16 protein-coding genes are annotated in these 24,060 nt (G+C 65.3%); 7 read left to right on the top strand and 9 right to left on the bottom strand.

What is annotated here, in order from left to right; translation table 11 throughout:
• The gene (locus AWC12_RS03970; protein ID WP_085172548.1) at positions 1–1,410 is read right to left on the bottom strand and encodes a nitrate/nitrite transporter; all 1,410 of its coding nucleotides are present in this window, start codon (positions 1,408–1,410) and stop codon (positions 1–3) included.
• Positions 1,411–1,586: 176 nt separating this feature from the next.
• Between AWC12_RS03970 and AWC12_RS03965 the strand changes: the two genes are divergently transcribed.
• From AWC12_RS03965 to AWC12_RS03955, 3 genes are read left to right on the top strand one after another with little or no spacing between them, the layout of a single operon-like run.
• Positions 1,587–1,940, top strand: a complete 354-nt coding sequence (locus AWC12_RS03965) for a hypothetical protein (RefSeq protein WP_024445485.1) — start codon at positions 1,587–1,589, stop codon at positions 1,938–1,940.
• Between the two features lie 2 nt (positions 1,941–1,942).
• Positions 1,943–4,411, top strand: a complete 2,469-nt coding sequence (gene nirB, locus AWC12_RS03960) for a nitrite reductase large subunit NirB (RefSeq protein WP_085172546.1) — start codon at positions 1,943–1,945, stop codon at positions 4,409–4,411.
• Complete coding sequence (locus AWC12_RS03955) at positions 4,408–4,698, top strand: Rieske (2Fe-2S) protein (protein WP_085172544.1); 291 nt, start codon at positions 4,408–4,410, stop codon at positions 4,696–4,698. Before nirB ends, AWC12_RS03955 begins: the two co-directional genes overlap by 4 nt.
• Before the next feature lie 84 nt (positions 4,699–4,782).
• Here the strand turns inward: AWC12_RS03955 and AWC12_RS03950 are convergent, their stop codons facing one another.
• Positions 4,783–5,442 carry a TetR/AcrR family transcriptional regulator gene (locus tag AWC12_RS03950; protein WP_085172542.1) on the bottom strand — a complete coding sequence of 220 codons (660 nt, stop codon included), beginning with the start codon at positions 5,440–5,442 and terminating at the stop codon, positions 4,783–4,785.
• A gap of 104 nt (positions 5,443–5,546) precedes the next feature.
• On the opposite strand from AWC12_RS03950, the gene AWC12_RS03945 reads away from it, so the two are divergent.
• Positions 5,547–6,482 (top strand): metal-dependent hydrolase, encoded by a 936-nt coding sequence (locus tag AWC12_RS03945; RefSeq protein WP_085172541.1) that lies wholly within the window; start codon positions 5,547–5,549, stop codon positions 6,480–6,482.
• Entirely contained in the window at positions 6,475–7,626 is a 1,152-nt protein-coding gene (locus AWC12_RS03940) for a hypothetical protein (protein WP_085172539.1), read from the top strand. The genes AWC12_RS03945 and AWC12_RS03940 overlap by 8 nt, the downstream gene beginning before the upstream one ends.
• Here AWC12_RS03940 and AWC12_RS03935 read toward each other — a convergent pair.
• Genes AWC12_RS03935 through AWC12_RS03915 form a run of 5 tightly spaced genes read right to left on the bottom strand, consistent with a single transcriptional unit; the run spans position 7,560 to position 12,019 of the window.
• Positions 7,560–8,525: an alpha/beta hydrolase gene (locus AWC12_RS03935; protein ID WP_085172538.1), complete on the bottom strand. Its 966-nt coding sequence runs from the start codon at positions 8,523–8,525 to the stop codon at positions 7,560–7,562. The two genes, AWC12_RS03940 and AWC12_RS03935, sit on opposite strands and share 67 nt — an antisense overlap.
• A 23-nt stretch (positions 8,526–8,548) precedes the next feature.
• Complete coding sequence (locus AWC12_RS03930; protein WP_085172536.1) at positions 8,549–8,941, bottom strand: universal stress protein; 393 nt, start codon at positions 8,939–8,941, stop codon at positions 8,549–8,551.
• A 31-nt stretch (positions 8,942–8,972) separates the two neighbouring features.
• Positions 8,973–10,514, bottom strand: a complete 1,542-nt coding sequence (locus AWC12_RS03925; RefSeq protein ID WP_085172534.1) for a tripartite tricarboxylate transporter permease — start codon at positions 10,512–10,514, stop codon at positions 8,973–8,975.
• Positions 10,515–11,033, bottom strand: coding sequence for a tripartite tricarboxylate transporter TctB family protein (locus tag AWC12_RS03920; protein ID WP_085172532.1), 519 nt, complete (start codon positions 11,031–11,033; stop codon positions 10,515–10,517).
• Positions 11,030–12,019 carry a Bug family tripartite tricarboxylate transporter substrate binding protein gene (locus tag AWC12_RS03915; RefSeq protein ID WP_085172530.1) on the bottom strand — a complete coding sequence of 330 codons (990 nt, stop codon included), beginning with the start codon at positions 12,017–12,019 and terminating at the stop codon, positions 11,030–11,032. The genes AWC12_RS03920 and AWC12_RS03915 overlap by 4 nt, the downstream gene beginning before the upstream one ends.
• A 97-nt stretch (positions 12,020–12,116) precedes the next feature.
• On the opposite strand from AWC12_RS03915, the gene AWC12_RS03910 reads away from it, so the two are divergent.
• Positions 12,117–13,712 carry a sensor histidine kinase gene (locus tag AWC12_RS03910; protein WP_085172709.1) on the top strand — a complete coding sequence of 532 codons (1,596 nt, stop codon included), beginning with the start codon at positions 12,117–12,119 and terminating at the stop codon, positions 13,710–13,712.
• Complete coding sequence (locus tag AWC12_RS03905; RefSeq protein ID WP_085172528.1) at positions 13,705–14,376, top strand: response regulator; 672 nt, start codon at positions 13,705–13,707, stop codon at positions 14,374–14,376. Before AWC12_RS03910 ends, AWC12_RS03905 begins: the two co-directional genes overlap by 8 nt.
• A 10-nt stretch (positions 14,377–14,386) precedes the next feature.
• On the opposite strand, the gene AWC12_RS03900 is transcribed toward AWC12_RS03905, so the two are convergent.
• Positions 14,387–21,655, bottom strand: coding sequence for a Calx-beta domain-containing protein (locus AWC12_RS03900; protein WP_085172526.1), 7,269 nt, complete (start codon positions 21,653–21,655; stop codon positions 14,387–14,389).
• Between the two features lie 491 nt (positions 21,656–22,146).
• On the bottom strand, positions 22,147–23,898 hold the full coding sequence (locus AWC12_RS03895) for an HNH endonuclease signature motif containing protein (protein ID WP_085172524.1): 1,752 nt from the start codon (positions 23,896–23,898) through the stop codon (positions 22,147–22,149).
• Positions 23,899–24,060: the final 162 nt, after the last annotated feature.

Here is a 24,060-nt window from a genome sequence, read left to right as displayed (position 1 = left end):
CTACCCGACAGGTACCGGGTCGGAAGCGCGGCCGATGTGCTCACCACTGTGGGCGCGGTGTTCCTGCAGCCGTAGGAACACAAACCAGGTGACGAAGGCGCACACGACGTAGAAACCGAGGAACACCCAGAACGCCATGGTGGCCGACTTGGCGTCGCTGACGTAGGACGCTCGCAGCACGATGTTGATGAACACCCCGCCCAGAGCACCGACCGCGCCGGCGAATCCGATCAGAGCGCCGGACATGGCCCGCGACCACGCAGCCTTCTCGTCGCGGCTCAGGTCGTCGAGACCTTGCGCCTTGGCCTCGAAGATCGACGGGATCATCTTGTAGGTGGAGCCGTTGCCCAGGCCGGACAAAATGAACAGCAGGATGAATCCGGCCACGTAGCCGATCATCTGGCCGCCCGTGGGAGCCCCCGCCGCTCCGTCATCCAGGACTCCCGTGGTCACCAGGATGCCCGCGGCGAACATCATCGCGACGAACACGTAGAGGGTGATTCTGCCCCCGCCGATGCGGTCGGCGAGCTTTCCGCCGAACGGGCGCGAGATCGATCCGAGAAGCGGTCCCAGAAAGGCGATCTGGGCGGCGTGCAGTGATGCTTGCGCGGCGGTCTCTCCACTTGCAAGGTAGTTGATCTGCAGCACCTGGCCGAATGCGAAGGAGAATCCGATGAACGAGCCGAAGGTGCCGATGTAGAGGAAGCTCATGACCCAGGAGTGTTTGAACCGCATCGCTTCCACGAGTGCGCCGAGGTTCGACTTCTGGTTGCGCAGGTTGTCCATGAACAGTGCGGCGCCGACGGCGGCCACACTGATCGCGACAAGGTATATGGCGCAGACGATTTCGGGCCGGGCATTGCCGAGTGTCGCGATGACCAGCAGCCCGATGAGCTGGATGACCGGCACGCCGATGTTGCCGCCGCCGGCGTTGAGACCGAGCGCCCAGCCTTTGAGCCGCTGCGGGTAGAACGCGTTGATGTTGGTCATCGACGAGGCGAAGTTGCCGCCGCCGAGGCCCGCGAACGCCGCGATGACCAGGTAGGTGGTGTAGGACGCGGGGTTCTTCATGTAGTAGAGCGTCAGCACGGTCGGGATGAGCAGCAGCAGCGCGCTGACGATCGTCCAGTTGCGGCCGCCGAACTTGGCAGGGGCAATCGTGTACGGAATTCGCATGAATGCGCCGACCAGGGTGGGGACGGCGACCAGGTAGAACTTGCCCGCGGCGTCGATGCCGTAGACGTTCTGCGGCATGAACAACACCATCACCGACCAGATCGACCACACGGAGAACCCGACGTGCTCGGCCACGATGGACCAGATCAGGTTGCGTTTTGCTACCGCCTTGCCACCTGATTCCCAGGCCTCGACGTCCTCGGGGTCCCAGTGTTCGATGTCGCGTTTCGCCATGGCTCAAGTGAAAGACCAGGTCATTCCCTGTCCGTTGCACGTCGATGACCCTTGTGAAAACTCGCCCTCACACCGCAGCTGCGCTCACGGTGAGGCGCCAGAACTGTGATGGCCGGGATCCACGCGCGACTCGCACCCGAAACCAACCGGAAACACGCTGCTCCTAGCGTCGAGGAATGTCAGACGGAAGCAGTCCTCGTTTCCTGCAGGGCGCGTTCGAGTTCGACGGCGCGGGCTACGACAAACCGGTGCCGCTGGACGAGTCTTTGCGCTATGTCGTCCCAGCCGGTGCCACCACCCAGCCCGTGTACTTTCGCGGCGGCAATTCCACGAAACAGATGATCACGGTGGTGTTGTTCCGCGACGGCACGCCGATGCGGTACTTCCCGATTGCCGCAAAGGGCGCCACCCACGTCGCGCTGCGCGTGGTGGAGGACCTCCTGGGTGACACTGTGCTGGAGCTCTACGTCGCGGCGCCGGACGGGGTGAAGGGGACGGTGATCGTCGACCTGGGCCTGGTGGAGGTGTAGCGATGGCCCAGCGTCTGGTGGTTGTGGGCAACGGCATGGCGGGCATCCGCGCCCTGGAGGAAGTGCTTGCCCGCGGCGGCGGAGACCATTTTCAGATCACCGTGTTCGGCGACGAACCCTACGGCAACTACAACCGAATACTGTTGTCGAATGTACTTGCCGGCGTGGATGATCCGACCGAGATCTATCTCAATGCGCTGGACTGGTACACCGACAACGGAATCGACCTGCGGGCCGGGGTTCGGGTTGTCCGGCTGGACACGTTCGCCCACCTGGTGCATGCCGACGACGGAACCACGCTGCACTACGACAAGCTGATCCTGGCCACGGGCAGCCGCTCGTTCTTCCCACCGATGGCCGGATTGTGGTCGGACGACAAGACGTTGGCCGACGGTGTGTTCGGGTTCCGCACGCTCGACGACACGGCGGCCATGATCGCCGAGGCGGCCAACCGCACCAAGGCGGTCGTCATCGGCGGCGGACTGCTCGGCCTGGAGGCCGCGCGCGGCCTGCAGAACCGCGGGATGGCGGTCGACGTCGTTCATGCGGGTCCCACTCTGATGAATGCCCAGCTCGACGATCCGGCCGGGGCGATTCTGCGAAAGTCCGTGGAGTCCCTCGGGATCGGCGTGCACACCGAGAAGCGCACCACCGAGGTGGTCGTCGGCGACGACGGCCGGCTGGCGGGAATCCTGTTCTCCGACGGCACCCGGATCGACTGCGACATGCTGGTGATCGCCGCAGGTATCCGGCCCAACGTCGGGCTGGCACAACGCGCCGGCTTGACCGTCGAACGCGCGATCGTCACCGATGATCACATGCGTTCGGTCGACGACGACGATGTCTACGTCGTCGGTGAATGCGCCCAGCACCGCGGCCAGGTCTACGGATTGGTGGCGCCACTGTGGGAGCAGGCCAAGGTGCTGGCCGATCATCTGACCGGAGCCGACCTGACGTCGGCCTATCGCGGATCCCGGGTGGCGACGAAACTCAAGGTCGCCGGCGTCGACGTCGCGTCGATGGGCGTGAAGGCGCCCGAGCATCCCGACGACGAGTTCGTGCAGTACTCCGAACCCAAGCACGGCGTCTACAAGACAGTGGTCATCCGTGACGGGAAGCTGGTCGGCGCAACGCTCGTCGGCGACGTGTCGAAGGTGTCGTTTCTGACCCAGGCCTTCGACAACGGGCTGCCGCTGCCCGACGAGCGGGTGGCGCTGATGTTCGACATCGGCACACCCGACGTGGGTGTCGGGGTGGCCGAGCTCGCCGACGATGCCCAGGTGTGCAACTGCAACGGTGTCTCCAAAGGTGCGTTGGTGTCGTGCGTGCGCGACGGCGAGACGTCGGTGGCCGGCGTGATGGCCAAGACCAAGGCGGGCAAGGGTTGCGGCTCGTGCAAGGAGCTGGTGTGCCAGGTGGTCGAGTGGGCGGCCGGCGGCGCCGTCACCGAGGATCCGTCGGCGTCGTGGTACGTGCCCGGGGTGCCGTACGACAAGGCCACGCTGATGCACCACATTCGGGAATTGCGCTTGACGTCAGTGTCTTCGGTGTTCGCCGCGCTCGCGCCGGACGGCACGGAGGACGCCGGATCGAAGATGGCGTTGGCCTCGCTGCTGGAGATGATGTGGGCCGACGAGTTCGTCGACGAGCGCGACGCGCGGTTCATCAACGACCGCGTGCACGCGAACATTCAGCGCGACGGCACGTTCTCGGTGGTGCCGCAGATGAAGGGTGGCGTGACGAACGTCGGGCAGCTCCGCAGAATCGCCGACGTCGCCGAGAAGTACGAGATCCCGATGATCAAACTGACCGGGGGGCAGCGCATCGACCTGCTGGGTGTGCGCAAGGAGGACCTGCCCTCGGTGTGGGCGGACCTGGACATGCCGTCGGGGTATGCATACGGCAAGAGTTTCCGGACCGTGAAAACCTGTGTGGGCAGCGATTTCTGCCGCTACGGCGTCGGCGATTCAACGGCGCTGGGCATCGCGATCGAGGAGCGCTATCAGGGTCTGGCGAGCCCGGCGAAGATGAAGCTCGCCGTCACCGGGTGTCCACGCAACTGCGCGGAGGCGCTGTGCAAGGACCTCGGTGTCGTTGCGGTCGACGGTGGTCGCTGGGAGATCTATGTCGGCGGCGCGGCGGGCGCCCACATCCGCAAGGGCGATCTGCTCGCCACCGTCGACGATCCGCAGACCGTGATCACGTTGACGGGTCGGTTCCTGCAGTATTACCGGGAAAGCGCGAATTGGCTTGAGCGCACCTATAAGTGGGTGCCTCGGCTGGGTATCGAACACATCCGGTCAGTGGTCGTCGACGACGCCGAGGGGCTCGCCGACGGGCTTGATGCCCGGATGCAGAAGTCGGTGGACGCCTACCGCGACCCGTGGCAGGACGGCCGCGAACCCGCCTCGGTCGGACAGTTCCGGTCGTCGTTGCCGCTGTTGCCACTCCCCCAGGTACCCGTGCGGTGAGGGTCGAGGAGATTCCGGTCGGCGAGGGCCGCACCGTGGTGGTCGACGGCGTGCAGGTCGCGGTGTTCCGCTTGCGGGACGGGTCGTTGCGGGCAATCGATGCGGTATGTCCGCACAGGGGCGGGCCGCTGGCCGACGGGCTGGCCGACAATTGCGTGGTGGTCTGCCCGCTGCACGGCCATGCGTTCGACTTGAGCTCGGGCACAGAGGTTTCCGGCGCGCCCCTGTCGGTACGGAGCTATCCGGTCGAAGCCGTCGACGGCACGATCCGACTGACGTTGTCGTGAGCGTGGAGATCCGTTTGGGTAACGCAGTGGCGCAGAATCGGGCGGATTTCGCTCTGGCGTTACACAAGTTCGAGGCCCAGGCGATCAGCGGGGCGAATCCCGCCGAGATGGATTGCGCTGACGCTTCAGTGCCGAAGCCGCCTCTTGAGCCAGGATCGCGCTGCCGAGCCAACGCCTCAGGAACCTACGGAGTTCGTCGTGTGAGCGTGCCGGGTCGTTGGGGGCCACGAAGAAGGACAGCATGGTGCGAAGGGTGAATTCGACGAGATCCCGCAGCGCCGCGTCGTCGTACCCGTACCGCGTCCAGTCCACGTCGAAGCGCGTGATCATCCGCATGCCGAAGTCCTGAGCCAGCGCCGAGGCCACCTCGCTGGGCCCGGCGGCCGCGCTCGGAGCGGACAGCACGATTCCCAGATGCGGTGTCGTCGCCACGGCGTCGAGCGTGAACAGGACGCCCTCGGTCATGGCGTCCGCGGGGTCGTTGATTCCACGGACGTGCGCGGCGAGCCGGTCGAGAAACCCGTCGACCGACGCAATGGCGGCCGCGCGCATCAGATCGTCAGCGGTCGGGAAGTAGCGATACACGGTCTGCCTGATCACCCCGAGCGATTCGGCGACATCGGCGATCGTGATGGCAGAACCCGTTTCGGCGATCAGGTCGACGGCAGCGGCGATGATGCGCGCAGCGGCCTCGTCGTCGGTCTCGGGCGGATCACCACCCCAACCTCGGCGTTTACGTGCCATCGTGCCCCGAACCGTAGCACAGACGTTGACGCGGGCCCGCCGATAAAGTAATCATACAAACATCGATGCAACTGTATGATAACTAGGGCTGAGGACCTTCCCCTATGACCGAACTGATCGTGCGAAGACTGCGATTCGCCTTCGCCAGCCGTCCCGTCCCTTTCGTGTGGAACGAGGCCAACCCCGCGTTCTCGTCGATGGCCAATGCGGTGTCATTCCTGGCGGTCGGCTTCGAAAAGATGATCGGCAGCATGATCCCGGAGGCGATGCCGCACATCAAAGATCCGGCCATTGCCGAGGAGGCGGACGCATTCGTCCGTCAGGAGGGCCAGCACTCGATGGCGCACCGGCAACACGTCAAGGGCCTGATCAAGGAATACCCGGCGTTGAAAGAGACGCTCGCCAAAGTCATCGGCGCCTTCGACGACATGACGGCGAACACGCCGCTGAAGTACCGGCTGGCCTACACCGCCGATCTCGAAGCGACGTTCACGCCGGTGTTCAAGCTGATGCTCGACCATGACGACACGCTGTTCGCGACCGGCGATGACCGGGTGGCGTCGCTGTTCCTCTGGCACTTCGTCGAAGAGGTCGAACATCGCAGTTCGGCCCTGATCATCTACGACGCCGTCGTCGACGACCCCTGGTACCGGATGCGGGTCGCGCCGTCGATCTTCAAGCACGTCATGGACATCATCCGGATGGCGTCCGAGGACTTCAACAAGCACGTTCCACTGGCCGACCGCAAGGTCGATGCGGTGTCGACGTTCCGCATCCAACGCCGCAAGAAAGCGCTACTGCAACGGCTTCCGTTCGTCGAGGCACCGTATGACGGCCCGTTCGCCAACGCGTTCGGCCACCTTCCACTGCGCGAGCAGCTCACGGCACTGCGCGGCATCGTGCGCAGTCAGATCCCGGGCCACGACCCGGCGCACGAAAAGCTCCCGGCGCTGGCGCAGGAGTGGTTCGATCGCTACGACGCTGGATACGACGTGACCCAGTGGTACACGGCCAACGAAAGCAGCACCGCCCATGTCTGATCTCTGCACTCCGACCTTCGCCGATCTCGCGGCGCGACTGGGCTTTTCGTGCGAAACCGCGGGCGGGCTCGTCGAGTTCCGCAATCCGTTCGCGCTGGAGAACTGGACGCTGCCCGTCCTGGAACTCACGGTGATCGCCGGCGCAGTGCTGGCGTTGTGGTATGCGATCGTGCGGCTGCGCCGGTACAACGACCCGACGAACATCGTGCTGTGGTTCGGCGCGATCGCCTACCTGCTCATCATCGAACCGCCGCTGTACTTCCCCGGCGCGTTCGGCATCGCCGACTACGTCGACACGATGTTCGCGCACAACGTGTTCACCATCGACTTCCTCTGGGGCCGCCTGCCCCTCTACATCGTCGCGATCTACCCGGCCATGGCGACGATCGCATTCGAGATCGTGCGCAATCTCGGCGTCTTCCGCCGGTACGGGACGTTGGTCGGAGCGATCTGCGTCGGCTTCGTCCATCACGCGTTCTATGAGATCTTCGACCACCTCGGCCCGCAGCTGCGGTGGTGGGAGTGGACTCTGGACCATCCGATGAACCAGCCGTTCTTCGATTCGGTGCCGCTGCCCAGTGTCGTGGTGTTCGCCGCGCTCTGGCCCATGTCACTGGCGCTGTGCGTGCAGTTCTTCGTCGGACGCCATGTCGACGCGGGCCGCACGTTCAGCGGAACCCAGATCGTGGTGCGCACCGTGGTGATCGGCGTTCTGGCCTCGATCGGCACCGCGATCCTGCCCCTGCCCGCGACCGCCGCGGCAGGCATCTCGGGTAGCACGACGGTGGGCGGTGTGGTCTACGCGCTCGAACTGGCCGTCATCGCGATCGTCGCGATACCGGTTCTCTACCGGCAGTGGCGCAGCGAAAAGCCCAAGATCGCAGCAGGTTCCAACCGGATGATCCTCGGCTACGCGGGGGTGTACCTGGTGGTGATGGCGGTGCTGTGGGCCACTGCGCTGCCGGCGTACCTCGGCGCCGCCGACGGGGTCACCGCCGCAGGCGATCCCGTCGGAAGCCTCTGGTACACCGTCGTGTGCTTCCTCATCGCGGGCCTGTCTCTGGCGGCTGCCGGCGCTCAGTTCGGCACCCGGAATCCGGCGAACCACGCGATCAAGGTATCGGAGAACAACCTCGGGTCCTGACCGTGCATCGAGTGACCCATCATCGGAAAAGACTTGTAGGTCAGCGACTGTCCGGCGCCCTTGACGAGTTGGCTCACCCGGCCCGCCTGCACGTCGGTGCACGCGCCGATCAGCCCGCCCGACGCCTCGTCGATCATCCGGAAGTGGTGGGTGAACAGCACGGGCACCTTGACCTGGCTCAGCATCACGTGATGTGGACAGCTCGCCGCGAAAGCGCCTGAGAGAAAAGCCTTTCCCCATTCGGGGTCGTACTCGCGGAGGTTCTGCGCCGGCTCGGCGGTGCCGACGACGAGCGCAACGTGTGCCTGCCAGTCGGCCAACTCGTCGGGGACGGCCGCGACGAAGCCTTCCCAGTCCCCGACGCTCCACTGGTCACCGAGGTAGCGCGCCCACATCCCGAACAGCGGACCGATGCTGTCGGTGATCGGCGGCCCCTGGACCGGATCGATTTCCGAGCTGAAGAACGGCGGGTCCTCCCAGCACGCCGCAATGACCTGACCCGGCTTGGCGTAGGCCGACAGCCAGGCACTGGCGAGACCGCCGGAGGACAGCCCGCTGATGAACGCAGGCTTGCCGATCACACCGTCGAGAAAGCGCACGAGATCGTTGCCGACATTGTCGAGCGTGTACCGATGCGGGGTGCGCGTCGAGCGTCCCTGCCCTCTCAAGTCCACGGCGTGCACGTGAAAATGCTCGGCCAGCAGCGGCATCGCGGCCTCATAACCCCACCACGACTCGGACTGCCCGGGTATGAGCAGTAGCGGTGGTTTGGTGTCCTCACCGGCGACGGCGTAGTTCAGCTGCACTTCCCCGGTGTCGAAAAGCTGCTCAGGGTAGTTGTGTTCGACGTACGTGGCTTCTGGTGCGTGCGGCCCGAACGCGCCTGCGTACCTTCCCATCGCTTCAGGCTGTCACACCCGGATCACACCTCGTCGGGCTTCACCGCGAGCACCGGTTTCGGACACTCCAGGATCACCTTCTGGGCGACGCTGCCGAGCATCAGTTTCCCCACCGGGTTACGGTGCCGGATACCGACGACCAACAGTTGCGCGTCGTCGTGGCTCATCGCGGCCAGCAGCTCCGTGGCGGGATCCACCCCGACGGGCTGGCGCAGTTCGAACGCCACCCCGCACTCGGTCAGCCGTGCCTCGACATCGCCGACCTCGGTCTGGCCGGCGAAGCGCGCGTCGACGTAGGACTCTCCCGAGGTGGCGTTGATGACGAGGAGATCCGTCTGCCGCAACTTCGCCTCGGAGATGCCGTGTTCCAGCGCTGCGTGACCGAACGGGTCGGCCGTGTATCCGATGACGATCATGTCTGCTCCTTGCGCGAGCGCTCGTCGGAAGTCATTGCTGTGTCGCCTTCTCCCTTTGATCCCTGTCATCCTCGACCACGAGCAGCGTCTCCTCGCTGCGATTCATCAGGCGCAGGATCAACGGTGCCAGCAAGAGCAGCGCCATCAACACATAGGTGACGATCGCGACGGGCTCGGTGAACAGGCTGCTCCAGTCGCCGCCGCCGAGCTGCAGGCTCTGGCGCAGCTGGCGCTCGATGCGGGGACCGAGGATCACACCGATGATCAACGGCAGCACCGGAAGTCCGAAGCGGCGCATCATCAGGCCCATCAATCCGAAAATCAGCAGCAGGGCCAGATCGAGGGGCTGCAGGTTGACCGCGAACGCGCCCAGCGTGGCGAAGAACAGGATGCCCGCGTACAGGTAGGGCCTCGGTGTGCGGAGCAGCTTGGCCCACAGCGGCGCCAACGGCAAGTTGAGCACCAGCAGCAGGAAGTTGCCGATGAACAGGCTCGCGATGAGCGTCCAGATGAGCAGAGGTTCCTTGTCGAACAGCGTCGGACCGGGCTGGATGCCGTAGGACACGAACGCGGTCAGGATCACCGCCGCGGTGGCGTTGGTGGGCAGGCCCAGCGACAGCATCGGCACCAAAGTGCCTGCCGCCGAAGCGTTGTTGGCGGCTTCGGGGCCTGCGACGCCTTCGATGGCGCCCTTGCCGAACTCCTCGGGGTGCTTCGACAGCTTCTTCTCGGTGATGTAGCTCAGGAACGTCGGGAGCTCGGCGCCGCCTGCGGGCAGCGCACCGAACGGGAAGCCGAAGGCGGTCCCGCGCAGCCACGGCTTCCATGACCGACCCCAGTCCTGCTTGCTCATCCACGGGCGTCCGACCGGGATGACATCTGCAGGCCTGCGCCGCAGGTGTGCGGCCACCCAGAGTGCCTCACCGACCGCGAACACGGCGACGGCGATGACCACGATGTCGATGCCATCGCTGAGCAGCGGGATACCGAACGTGGCGCGCGGTTGCCCGGTCAGCGAGTCGATACCGACGATGCCGATCGCGAGACCCAGCAGCAGCGAGATCATGCCGCGCATCTTCGACGAGCCCAGGACCGCGGTGACAGCGACGAGCGCGAACAGCATGATCGCCAGATACGACGGAGCCCCCAGGGTGACGGCGAACCTCGAGATGGCCGGGGCGAACGCAGCCAGAAGCGCGGTGCCGATGGAGCCGGCCACGAACGAGCCGATGGCCGCGGTGGCCAGAGCCTGGGCGGCGCGGCCCGCCTTGGCCATCTTGTTGCCCTCGATCGCCGTGATGACCGACGAGGACTCACCGGGCGTGTTCAGCAGGATCGACGTGGTGGAGCCGCCGTACATGCCGCCGTAGAAGATGCCTGCGAACATGATGAACGCCGCGCTGGGGCTGACGTTGTAGGTGATCGGCAGCAGCAGCGCCACGGTCATGGCGGGGCCGATGCCGGGCAGGACACCGACCGCGGTGCCGAGCAGCACGCCGATAACGGCGTACAGCAGGTTCATCGGGGTCGCAGCTTCGGCGAACCCCTGCATGAGCCAGTCGAAGTTCTCCATTTACAGAATCCCATCCAGAATGCCTGCGGGCAGCGGGATTCCGAGCCCGGAGTAGAACGCGTAGAAGCTGCCCAGCGCCAACACGACGCCGATGACGATGTTGCGCACGTAGTGTTTGCTCCCGAGCACGGTGGCGCAGCCGGCGAAGAACAGCGCTCCGGCGATGGCCCAGCCCAGCGGCTCGACCAGCACGATCAGCAGCACGAACAGGCCGATGAGCAGGCCGACGGTGCGCCAGTCACTGGGCATGTCGGGGTCGATGTCCTCACCGGCGTCGGCTTCGCCTCTGGATCCGCGCGGGATGGCGACGGCGAGAACGACCGCCATCACCAGCAGACCGATTCCGATGACGATCGGAAAGAGGCGGGGCCCGACAGGGTCGACCTTCGCGTAGCCGCCGGGTAGTGACAGGGCGTCGTAGAGCAGGAATGCACCGACGACGACCATGACCGCGCAGACGACGTACTGCGCGTAGTCGGGACGTTGCGCGGCGTCTGACTTTGCGGTGTCGGTGCTCATACCAGCCCCAGATCGGTCAGCGTCGTCTCGACGCGCTGGTCCTGTTCTTCGAGGAATCTCTCGAACGGTTCTCCGGTCATGAAGGCATCGCTCCAGCCGTTCTTCACCAGCGCCTCCTTCCAGGCATCGGTGGCGTGCAACTCTTCGAGTACCTTGACCATCGCGTCGCGGTCCTCCTCCGAAATCCCCGGTGGCGCAAGGATTCCGCGCCAGTTCGTAAAGGTCAGGTCGATGCCCGCCTCGGTCAGTGTGGGCGCGTCCACGCCTTCGACCCGCTCGTCACCGGACACAGCCAGAACACGCACCTGCCCGGACTCGATCTGGTCGACGTACTCACCCAGGCCCGAGGTGCCCGCGGCGATCTTGTTGCCGAGCAGCGCGGTGAGCAGGTCACCACCGCCGTCATAGGACACGTAGTTCACCTTCGCGGGATCCACCCCCACGGCTCTGGCCGTCTCCATCGGGAACAGGTGGTCTGGGCCACCGGGGTTGGATCCGCCGCCCACTGTGACCTTGGCCGGGTCGGCTTTCCACGCCGCGACGAAATCCTGCACGGTGCGGAACGGCGAGTCGCCGGGAACAAGGATGCCTTCCTGTTCTTCGACCACCTTGGCCAGAGCAGTCGCATCGGAGGCGCGCGCCTTGGAACCGTTGGTATAGGTGGCACCGACCACGCCGAGCCCCATCATCATCATGAGGTCGCCGTTGCCCTCCTCGTTCATCAGCCGGGCCATCGCGACGGTGCCGCCGGCGCCGATCACGTTGAATACCTCGATGCGGCCGGTGATGTCGTCGTCTTCCATGATTTTGACGGCGGTGCGAGCGGTGAGGTCGTAGCCTCCGCCCGGGCTGTTGGGCACCATCATGCGCAGACGGTGCAGCCCGGTGTCTTCACCGCGTGTGACCCCGCAGGCAGATACCAGCAGTGCGGCTATGACGGCAATGACCAGCCCTATGGTCGGTCTACGCCCGCCGGATACGAACATGTCGTCCCCATTCTTTTGTGATGCTCAGCAATACTGGACCTCGACAGTGACCCACGTCACCCATGTGGACGAAAAGAAGGTATTGGTCATTAAGTTCATGCGCAGCCTCGCCGGCCAGTTCCTGGTTTTCCAGGTGGTTGTCGTCGCCGTCGTGCTCGTCGCCGTCGCCGCCGTATCGGTGACCCAGTCCGAGAGCGAGTTCCGTGAGGTGCGTGGCCAGCGGATGATCGCCGTCGCCGAGAACATGGCATCCACACCGATCGTGCGGGAACGCACTGAGCAAGACGCGCTCGACCCGTTTCTTCAGCAGACGCTCGCTCCGGAAGTCGATCGTGCCGTCGCCCTGTCAGGAGCCACCCTGGCCGAGATCCTGGGCCCCGACGGCACCGTGCGTGCGTCTTCGGATCCATCCCGTGTCGGCGCTACCGTCGACCTCGGCGCGAGCCGGGCCGACGAGGGCCGGGCCTGGTTCGGCGACGCCGACATCGACGGCACCCACAGCCTCGTCGGCCAGGTTCCGCTTCTGTCCACCGATGGCGACGTGCTGGCCGTCGCGTCGGTCAGCGAGCAGTACCCGTCGGTGTGGACATTGCTCAGCGGCGCAGGTGAAGGTCTTCTGGTGTATCTCGGGTTGGGCGCAGCCCTCGGCCTGGTTGCGTCGTGGCTGCTGTCGCGGCGCATCAAGCGACATACCCGCGGCCTGGAAGTGGCCGAGATCGCGAGCCTCGCCGACCACCGGGAGGCACTCCTGCACAGCATCCGAGAAGGGGTGATCGCGGTGAACAACGAGGGCGAGATCACGCTTCTCAACGACAGTGCCCAGGAGCTGCTCGGAGTACCCGGCAACGCGGTGGGCCGACGAGTGGATGCGGTGGGGATCGATCCGGCGGTGGTGGCGCTGCTGATGTCGTCTGATGACGTCCAGGCCGCAAAGGACACAGTCATCACCACCCGGACGCGAGTGCTGGCACTGAGCCGCCGCGCCGCCACCAGTCAGGGGATGCGCATCGGCACCGTGACGACGATGCGCGACAGCACCGAACTGGCCGCACTGCAAAGCCAGCTGTCCTCCCACAAGAGCGTCACCGACACGCTGCGCGCGCAGACCCATGAATTCGCCAATCAACTGCACACCATCTCGGGTCTGGTGCAACTCGGTGAGTACGATTCGGTGCGTGATCTGGTGGGCACGTTGACGCGCCGACGTGCCGAGATCAGCGACGCGGTGACACAACGCATTTCCGATCCCGCCGTCGCGGCGCTGCTGATCGCCAAGACGTCGTTGGCCGCCGAGAGCGGTGTCGATCTGCGCCTGGACCCGAACTCCCACCTGGCAGCTCTCGATGCTGCCATGGCCACCGACGTGATCACGCTGCTGGGCAATCTCATCGACAACGCGGTGGACGTGTCCGTCGGCGCGACCGACGCGTCGGTGACCGTCCGCATCGACGACACCGACGGATTGACGATCTCGGTGATCGACACCGGACCCGGTGTGCCGGAACACCTTCGAGAGGCGATCTTTGCTCGCGGGGTCACCTCCAAACCCGAGGTGCCCGGCGGGCGCGGCATCGGCCTGGCGCTGGTGCGGTTGGTGACCGCGCAGCACGGCGGCACGATCGACGTCAGCGACACCCCCGATGGTGGCGCACAGTTCCTGGTTCGGTTGAGCGCGGTGTCCGGCCATGCGTGACGTGCTCGTGGTCGACGACGATTTCATGGTCGCCGAGATCCACCGCAGGTTCGTGGACCGCGTGGAGGGTTTCCGCGCGGTCGGCGTGGCCCGCACCGGCGAGGAAGCGCTCTCGGCGGCGCGCGAACTGCACCCGCACCTCATCCTGCTGGACGTCTACCTGCCCGATATGACCGGTTTGGATGTGTTGCAGCGCTTGCGTTCTGATGCCGACCGTGTGGATGTCATCATGATCACCGCGGCGCGCGAGCTCGACACGGTCAGGGGGGCGCTCGACGGCGGTGCCGCGGATTACCTCATCAAGCCTTTCGAGTTCCCGCAATTGGAGGCGAAGTTGCTGGCGTTCGCGTCCCGCGCGGACGCGCTGCAGTCCGCGGGTGGCGCGGATCAGAGCCTGATCGACACGCTGTTCGGCGGCCCGTCGGTGACGCCGGCGGCGGCGAAGGTGATGCCGAAGGGCCTCGGCGCGGAGACCGGTGAGCTGGTGCTGACCGCGGTTCGCGACGCCGGAGAGGTCTCGGCAGCCGAATGCGCTGACCTGGTGGGCATTTCCCGGGTCAGCGCTCGGCGCTATCTCGAACACTATCTCGGTACCGGCGCTCTCGAGCTCCGTCTTCAGTATGGAGTCGGACGCCCCGAGCGCCGGTACCGGATCGCGGGTTAGCCGTCTTCGTCTAGACGGTTGTCGGCCGGTTCACGATGGTGCCCGCTCCTGTGCCGTCGGCGATGGTGGCACCGGTGGGGCTGGACAGCGTCACGAGGAAGCTTTCGTTGCCTTCGAGTTGGGTGTCCCCGAACACCACCACGGTGATGGTCTTACGCGTCTCACCGGGAGCGAAAGTCAGCGTGCCCGTCGTCGGGGCGTAATCGCTTCCGCCGGTTGCGGTGCCATTCGAGGTGGCGTACTGCACGGTGACCGCCTGGGTTGACGGGGCGGCCAGCGACACCACGAACTGTGCGAGCACGCCCGGGCTGCTGTCGTCGAAGTCGAACTGAATGGATTCCAGGTAGGCCATCTTGTTCGTGTTGACCGTGTTCCAGTCATCGGCCAAGATGCCGCCGGTATCACGGGAATTGGGGTTCCAGGACCAGAACGTCCACGACATGTCCTGGGTGCCCGCCGCGATGTCGATCGTGCCGTTGTTGTCGAAGTCGCCGGACAGATACGACGTGATGGCCTCATACCAGACGACGTCCTTGGGATCGGTCAGTCGAGTACCGAACTCGCCCAGGTAGATCGGGGCGATGTTCTGCTCATAGATGTAACCCCACATCTGCTCGAACTTGTCCGGCAGTGCCGCACCGAAGTTGGCCTGTTGGAACCACGGCTGCGCGTACACCGAGTTCGGGTAGTCGTGCGGTGAGTACACGACGCGGTTGGGCACGTTCAATACGATGGGCCGATCCTTGACCCCCATCAGATTCCCGCCCCACCAATAGGACTGGCCCTTGTAGTCGGCCACGCCCTCGACGATGATCAGCCAGTTCGGGTTCACCGACAGCACAGCATTGCCGGCCCGTTCGGCGGCGGCGGCCCAGTCGGTGGCTCCCCCACCGCCCCACGTTCCGCTGTGCGGCTCGTTGTGCAGGTCGGCGCCGATCACGGTGGGGTTGTTCGCGTAGCGCTGCGCGAGCATCTTCCAGTCGCTGATCCACGCGGCTTCGGTGTAGGAGCCTTCGTACCAGAGACCGTTGCCGTTCGGGCCTGCGCCCTTGCTACTGCGATGGTGGTCGAGGATGACGCGCATCCCGATCTCACCGGCGTAGGCCACGATCTTGTCCATGATCTGCACCGGGGTAAGGCCGACGAGGTCGGGATTCTTGTAGAAGTCGATGCCGTTGGGCGCCGCCGTGGTGTGCAGCATCTCGCTGGAGTAGGCGAGCCTGATGGTGTTGAAATCCAGTGCCGCCATCTGGTTCATCATGTCTTTGTAGTTGCGCGTCCACAGACCATGCGGTGCGAAAGTCTCGCTTTCCATGCCGAACCAGTTGACGCCGGCGATCTGCACCGGATTGCCTGCCGAGTCGAGGATCTGATTGCCCGATGTCCTGAACCAGCCCGGTGCGACACCCGTTCCTGGGGCGCCCTCGGTCACCGACGCATCCGAAATGCTGAGCGACACGTTCGCCGGGATGTCGTCGTTGGTGATGGTGCCCAGCGCGGAGCCGTCGGCGATGGTCGCGCCCGTGGGGCTCGACAGCGTCAGCGTGAACGTCTCGTCGGTCTCCGGTGTGGTGTCACCGGTGATGGCGACCTGCACCTGTTGCGAGAGCACGCCGGGCGCAAACGTCACGGTCCCGGACTTGGCGGTGTAGTCGACCCCTGCGGTGGCCGTGCCGTTGGAGGTGGCATACGTGACCGTGACCGGTGTGGTCGACGATTTTGACAGCGTGACGACGAAGGTCATCTGCGTTGTGCCGCTGTTTGTTTCGTTGACGGTGGCGTCGGCGACGGTGATAGCCGGCGGCTGCGCGGGAGCGCTCTGCCCGTTGACCTTGAAGTTGGTCGCCGTCGCGGAGGCGCCTCCCGGAGAGGCCTGGAAGCCGAAGGTGACGGTTTTGCCGGCCGCGACGCCCGCGTTCCAGGTGGCGTTGCGCACCACGTAGTGGTTGCCGACCCGGCTGACGATCTCGGCGTTCCAGATATTGCTGATCTGCGCCGGGGTGTCGAACTCCACCGTCCAGCCGTTCAGCGCCGACGTTCCCGCAGCCACGGTCACGGTGGCGGTGAATCCCGAACCCCAGTTGTCGTTGACGACCATGGTGGCCGACGGATTACCAGGCGACGGGGTGACATCGTCGTTGGTGATCGTGCCGATGGCGCTGCCGTCGGCGATGGTGACGCCGTTGGGGTTCGACAGCGTCAGTGTGAACGTCTCGTTCTGCTCCACTGCCGTATCGCCGAGGATCGCCACCGAGATCTGCTGACTCGTCACACCCGCGGCGAACGTCAGCGTTCCGGACTTCGCGGTGTAATCGGTTCCGGCGGTGGCCGTTCCGTTCGACGTCGCGTACACGACACTGACCGGGGCGGTGGCTGCCTTGTCCAGGGTTACCGTGAACACCAGATTCTTCGTGCCACTGGCCCCCTCGGTGATCGTCGCGTCGGAGATGGTGACCTTCGGCGGGACCACCGGGGCGACGTCGTCGTTGGTGATCGTGCCCACGGCGGAACCGTCCGCGATGGTCGCCCCGGTCGGGTTGGACAGCGTCAACGTCAACGTCTCGTTGGACTCCACCGCCGTGTCCCCGAGGACCGGCACCGAGATCTGCTGACTCGTCACACCCGCGGCGAACGTCACCGTGCCCGACTTCGCCGTGTAATCGGTTCCGGCCGAGGCGGTTCCGTTCGAGGTCGCGTAGGCGATGGTGACCGGTATCGTCGACGCCTTGTCCAACGTGACCGTGAACACCAGATTCTTGCTGCCACTGGAGCCCTCGGTGACTGTCGCATCCGCGACCGAGGCCTTCGGCAGGACTGTCGTCGGGTTCTGGCCGACAGGAACGCCGTTGACGATGAAGTTGGTGGCCGTGGCCGATCCACCGCCCGGCGATGCCTGGAAGCCGAAGCTCACCGTCTGCCCCGCTGCGACCTGAGGGTTGTACGCGACGTTGCGGACCACGTAGTGGTTACCGACCCGGCTCACGATCTCGGCATTCCAGATGTTGCCGATCTGCGCGGGCGTGTCGAATTCCACCGTCCAGCTGTTGAACCCGGACGTTCCCGCGGTCACCTCGACCGTCGCGGTGTAGCCCGATCCCCAGTTGTCGTTCACGGTGTACTTCACCGCGACGTTGCCCGGTGTCGGGGTGGTGCCGTCGTCGTCGGTGATGGTGCCCGTGGCGGTGCCGTCGGCGATCGTCGCCCCGGTCGGCGTCGACAGCGTCACCGTGAGCGTCTCGTTCGATTCGGCGATCGTGTCGCCGAGGATGTCGACGTGCACGGTGCGTGACGTCACCCCCGGCGCGAACTCGATGACACCCGACGACGCGGTGTAGTCGGTGCCGGCGATGGCGGTGCCGTTCGAAGTGGTGTAGCGCACCGTCACCGGCTCGGTCGACGGCTTGTCGAGCGTCACGGTGAACATGAAGTGGGCGTGGCCGCCGTTGCCCTCGGCGACAGCGAGATCGGCGATTGAAATCGCCGGTGGCGGGCCCGAGATCGGGTTGACCGTGCCGTAGTCGTTGAAGACGGCGCTGTAACCGCCCGCGGGCGTGTTGGTACCCGACGTGTTCGTCGTGGCCTGGCCGATGTTGCCCGGCTGGTCCCGGTTGATCGACCACATCGACAGCATGCCCAAGCCTTTGGCGCGGGCGAAGTTTTCGAGCGCCTGCGCGTCGGCCGTGGTGAACACCTCGGTCAGCACATCGTTGACGCCGAGCATCGGGGTGACGCCGAGCTGGTTCCAGCCGAAGGTCTGACCGTGGCCGGCATACAGCGTCGTCAGCTGGGCGTGGGTCGACTCGGCGGCCGCGATGGCGTAGGCGCCCATCGTCTTTGCGTTGGGACCGCTGGTCGGCGCGGCCGATTCGCCGTAGTCCATCGCCATGATGTTGACGCCGTCGAGCTTCACCCCGGCTTCGAGGGCTTTGCGCACGACGTTGAGACCGTCGGCGGTCAGTCCGGTGGGCAGGACGGGCAGGGTGTACCAGATCTCAAGCTCGGGCATCTGCTGCTGAAGCAGCTTGAGCGCCTGAGCGTTCAGCGCGATCGAGGCCGGTTCGGCCACCGCGGCGCCTTCGATGTCGAAGTCGATGCGGTTGAGGCTGTAGGTGGTGACGATGCCGGCGTACGCAGTGGCCAGCGCCTGGGCACCGAGTCCGCGAGCTGCGTACCACTGCGCCAAGCTGGTGCCCGACGCGCCGCCGAGCGAGATCATCACATCACCGCCGGCGGCCTGCAGTGCGGCAATGGACTGGTTGATCGCCTTGGCCTGATCGAAGGTGGAATCCGGTGTCAGCGCAGGCAATCCCGCCCATGCCAGCTTTCCGTCCGGGGTGGCCTGCAGGAAACCGAGGGTCAGCAGCGAGGTTCCGCGCTGCTGCGCGATGGCCAGAAGGTTGGGCACGGGCCACGCACCCATGTCGACGTACGGCGCGAAGAAGGCCTCGCCCCACAGCTCGTCCCCAGGGTTACCGGAGTTGACACCGCCGACACCGGGCGTCACGACGGTGTCGTCGTTGGTGATGGTGCCCGTGGCGGAGCCGTCGGCGATGGTGGCGCCAACCGGGTTGGACAGCGTCACGACAAAGGTCTCGTTGGCCTCGACGATGCTGTCGCCGATGACGTCCACGTGCACAACTTGCGAGGTGACGCCGGGCGCGAAGGTGATCGTTCCGGTGGCGGCGGTGTAGTCGACGCCGGCGGTCGCGGTGCCGTTCGAGGTCGTGTAGGTGACGGTCACCGTCCCCGTCGAGGCCTTGCTCAGCGATGCGACGAACATGAAATGGCTGTGCTCGCCGTTGCCCTCGGTCACCGACAGGTCGGCGATGGACACGCTCGGCGGGGTTGTCGGCGTCTGGTCGATGTCGTCGTTGCGGATGATGCCGGTTGCGGAGCTGTCGGCGATGGTGGCGTTGACCGGCGCGGACAGCGTGAGCGTGATCTGCTCGTCCAGTTCGACGAGGGTATCGCCGTTGACCGCGACGTTGACCGTCTTGGAGGTCTGGCCCGGGGTGAAGGTCAGCGTGCCGACGGCGGGTGTGTAATCGCCACCAGCGGCGGTGGCGGTGCCGTTGCTCGTGCTGTAGCTGACGGTCACCTGTTCGGTGGAGGCCTTCGACAAGGTGACGGTGAACGTCATCGTCGTTGTGCCGTTGTTGCCCTCGGAGACGCTGGCGTCGCTGACGGAGACCTTCGGCTGCGTAACCGTCTGTCCCGCACTGTAGATGAGGTTGGCCCACTTGGTGCGTGCACCATCGTCGAGCGCGACGATGTTGCTCGTCGTGAGTTCGCCGATCGCGACGCCGCTGAGGGTGTAGGACTGGTTGTTCGCGGTGATGGCGATCTTCGTGGAGCCGCCGACCTCGGTGACGTCGAATTCGTGAGCCTTGAACCAGCCGAAGTCGAGTTTGTCCTTGCTGGGGTCGAAGTTCAACGTGGTGTGGCTGCCGTACAGCCAGTCGATTTTCGTGGTCGTGCCGGTCTGCCCTGTCGGCGGCTGGCCGGTACCCGCGGCGGTGGGCCAGTTGTTGGTACCTGCGATGGCCACACCCTGCGGCAATACCTGTGAATCAGGCACGGTGCCGATGCCGAGTTGCTGATGCAGGCGGTCCTCGCGCACCTGGGCGCTGTGGAAGACGAAATTCTTGACCGTGAGCTGATTCTTGGTGACGCCCTGCAGGATCAGCGCCTGCCCGGTGCCGGCGTTGGAGATGACGACACCCTCGGGGGTGTCGTTCATGAACAGCTGCTCTCGGGTCCCGAAGTAGCGGAAGTCCACCACGTCGGTGGCCGCATTGAAGGCCACCCGATCGATCTGGCCGACCTCGTGCGAACGCGCGTAGACGGTGTTCGCCTTCGGGGTGACGCCCTGCTCCCAGGCCAGCGCACCTGAAAGATCCTGGCGCAGATGGTCGTTGATGACGGGGGTGAAACTGTCGACGGTGAGTTGGCTCAGCGAAACACCCTGCAGCACTGCGGTATCACCGGACCACGGATTGCGGAACCCGACACCCTCCGGGGTGTCGACGACGATGAAGTTGTGCACGGACACATCGCCGAGGTCGAGCTTGTCCTTGGCCGGATTGAAGCCGATGATGTCGGCGCCCGAGGTCGTGACGTGGTAGATCGTGCCTGTCGTGGCGGTGGTTGCGGCGAGGGTGCTCATGGAGGCACTTCTGAGGGAGCTTCGCTGCGAGGTGGTTTGCGTAGCAATGCCGTTGGCGTCGACGGTGATGGTGATGGGTACCTGCGACCGGGTCGGCGTCACCGAGATGAGGTGGAAGCCCGCGTCACGCACCTGGATGACGAACCTGTCGGCGCCTGCCCCGCTCTGGTGATCGGCGGTGTAGATGAATTTGCCGCTGCTGTCGACCTTGACCGTGCCGCGGGTGGGCGCCTGAACGATCGAGTAGACGAGCTTGTCGCCCTCGGGGTCGGTTGCGGTCAGCAGGCCGGTGACGACGCCGGGAGTGGTCTGGCTGGTCGACGCGAGGGCGGCCGACGGGCCGTTGTTGGCGAACAGCTTGTCCATTTCCCGGCGGATCGCGCCGAACACCGCTGTCACGAACTCGAACGCGGGCAGAGGTGCGGTGCCGTTGCCCGCCGACGGACCGATACCCAGAAGGCCGAGGAATTTGGAGACGATGCCGGCGAGGCTGGTGGTCTGCGTGGCGGTTGCCGTCTCGGGGACCGTGGAGAGCAGTGACACCGAGGCGGTGTCATCGGACTCGGCGGTTGTCTGCTCGGCCGGCGCGTCCGAGGCCGACGGCGCGTCCGAGGCCGACGTGTCGCCGGTGTCGGTGACGTCGGTGTCGCGAGTCCCGGACTCCATGTCGTAATCGGTTGATTCGGAGGCATTCTCGTCTGCCGATGCGTGGCCGTTATCGACGACGACCGTTTCGGGGTCATCCTCGGAATCCTGGGTGTCGTCGACGTGCATCTCAGACTCTTCGGTGTCCGAGGCGGCGTCGTCGTCTTCGTCGATCTCGGACGAGATGTCGGTGTCGTCAAGCGATGCCGCTGCGTCATCGTCTGCGTTGTCGACGTCAGCTGCCCCATCGGCGGCGTCGGACTGCTCGCCCGTGGCGGCACCGGCGGTGCCCGACGGTGACGCGTCCCGCTTGGTGGTGCCCCGCGGTTCTGTGGTCGTCTCCGAACGCGACTCGCCTGCGGCACTGTCGTCTGTGGTGTCGGCAGCCGCGATCGCTGGGCCCGCCAGCCCGATCCCCAGCGCAACAGCTAACACTCCGACGCGACCGACAAATCTTCCGTAGCCCATCAGCAACTCACTCCCATCAATTCCCCGTCCCCGACCGTTGGGGCATTGGCTAATCGCGTTCAAAATCACCGATGTGAAATTGACGACCTCGAAATGCATAGAACACCAGTGTTGGCAGATCGTCAAGCAACCGTTGCTGACACCACCCGGTGAGCGCGCATCAGGAGCCTGCAAACTACCGTCGAAAAGGTTTGTTAGTCGATTTACCTGTGTAAAGTAGCTTTACACAGGACTACCATCAGCAGTCAGCGAACGGCTATTTCGGACGGGTCAAGGATCGAAGAATTCGCTCGCGAACCGAACGCATGAGCGATTGTCAAATTGATCAACAACGCGATGGTCCGCGACAAAACTCGCGACAGCGAAGTTTGTTGCGTCTTCAGGATGCGTGGATTTCGTGTTCCGGCCAATGTGCGATACCTAGTGGCAAACCGTTGGATCTGGCTGCCAATAAGGCGAGACCACCCTGGCAAAGTCAGATGCCTCAACCCCTAGAAGGGTGGTGGGTCGTCGCCCCAATCGGTGGGCGGGGGTTGATACCCGGGGTGCGGTGGGTCAGCGCTCGTGGGGCGGGGTGTCGGAGCGGGAGTGGTGAATGTGGGGCCGGCTTCGGCTTCTCGTTGTTGTGCGTTGAGGCGTCGTTCGGTGGCGATGTAGGCGGCGCGGTTGTCGGCGCGGGTGTTCTGGCGGGTGGGCATCTTGGGATGCCGGCCCGGCAGGGTCGGTGCTGGTGTGGCCGTGGCTGTGGCCGGGGGTGGCGGTGCGGGTGGGTTGGTGATGTTCCAATCACGAAACAGCAAGGTGCTCAACGGCTTTGTGGTGTATTGCAGCCCGGAGGGGGCGGTGACGGTCAGGGTGCCGTCGGGGTGTTGGCGGTCTTTCCAGCCGGGCACGAAGGTTTTGATCAGATGATGTGTACGGCAATAGGCTTTGATGTTGGCGGGGTGGGTCGCTCCGGCGGGCCAAGCCCTGGTGTGATCGATGTCGGCGTGGGTGGCCGGACGGTTGCAGCCGGGGAACCGGCACGTCAGGTCACGGTCACGAACGAAACGTGCCAGCGCCGCCGAGGGCCGGTATCCCAACTCTCCTTTGAGGTTCGCGGGGTCCACGACGCGGATTCGGCTGCCGCGGATGATCAATTCGGCCAGCAGCGGGGCCGGCACGATCGCAGACCCGAAACTCGGGATCAAGGCTGCTTTGAACCGCGGTGCAGCCTCGGCCGACTCAGCCTCTGCGGCAATTGACTGGGCGGCCCCTGGTTCGGCCTCGGCCGGCGACTCAGGCTCTGGCTCTGCCTCTGCCTCGGCCGGCACAGGCTCGATACGAGGGTCAGCCGCGGGTGCAGGTGTCCGCCTTCGGGTGGGCGTCGTGGCGCAAGGGCGGGGTTGTTCCCCGTGCATCTCCGGATCGGGGTCAGCGGACAGGGAGTTCTGCTCGGCGATCACGTGGATCACGATGTTCCGGGCCCGACCATCGTCGATCTTGGCTTTGCATTCAGGATCGGGGCACTGGCAGGCCAGGAAGAACGAGCCCGACCCGAACACTGCCCCCACCGCATCGGCGCGTCGCTGATCGACGGTCCGCGGATCCCGCGGGCATGGATAGGACGCCATCGCCACCAGGCGCTGATGCATCGTAGCGGCATCCAGCACGCCGACGCGCCCGTGCACACTGACGGTGCCCCCAGACCGATCGTCGCGGTCCCCAATCGCGAAATAGCGGCCCCGCATTGCCACCCGGGTCCGGCGCACCGCGTCCGGATCGTGCCGATCCACCCACACGTCGATGGCCTTATCCAAACCGTGCTGGGAAAGGGTGCCCCAGGCTGGAGCGCGTTCGGCGATCTCGCGATCAATGTCGGGCAGTGCTGACTCAGCGACCAAGAACGTGCGCCATGCGATTGTGGCGACCATCGCGCCGCTGATCTCGCCTGCCAAGAAACGCGCCCCGACCTTCGGCAGCCGGTCCCGCAACGTGCATGCCAGACCAACCAGCCCCACGGCCTTGCCCGCACTGACGGTCAACGCGCACGACACGACCGCCGCGGCGGCCTCGGTGTCATCGATGGCATCACGGGCCCGAAGCTCACCGGTGCACGCACGCCGATACACCTCGGCAATCGCAGCCAGTTTCCGAGCCTCCGCCGCCGCAGACACCGCCGCCCACCCGGAAATCGCCTCGGCCAGCACCACATCACTGGCAGCCGCCAGCCCTGCCGGTTCCGGAAGCGATCTGTCGAACATGTGTTCGATTATGCCAGCGGGGTACGACATCGATGCTGTTGATCAGGCTTGGGTGAGGACGGTCTTGCTCGTTCGCCGCCAAGTCACATCGACGTGATACTGCCAACCGCCCGCCAATTCCTGCCAGCGGAATTTATAGGCTGACCTGCGGGTTTAACAGGT

Origin of the sequence: Mycolicibacterium iranicum (genome assembly GCF_002101705.1) — a bacterium.
Taxonomy (GTDB): Bacteria; Actinomycetota; Actinomycetes; order Mycobacteriales; family Mycobacteriaceae; genus Mycobacterium; species Mycobacterium iranicum.
The sequence above is the reverse complement of the archived record's forward strand: the minus strand, read 5'-3'. Positions and strand labels throughout refer to the sequence as shown.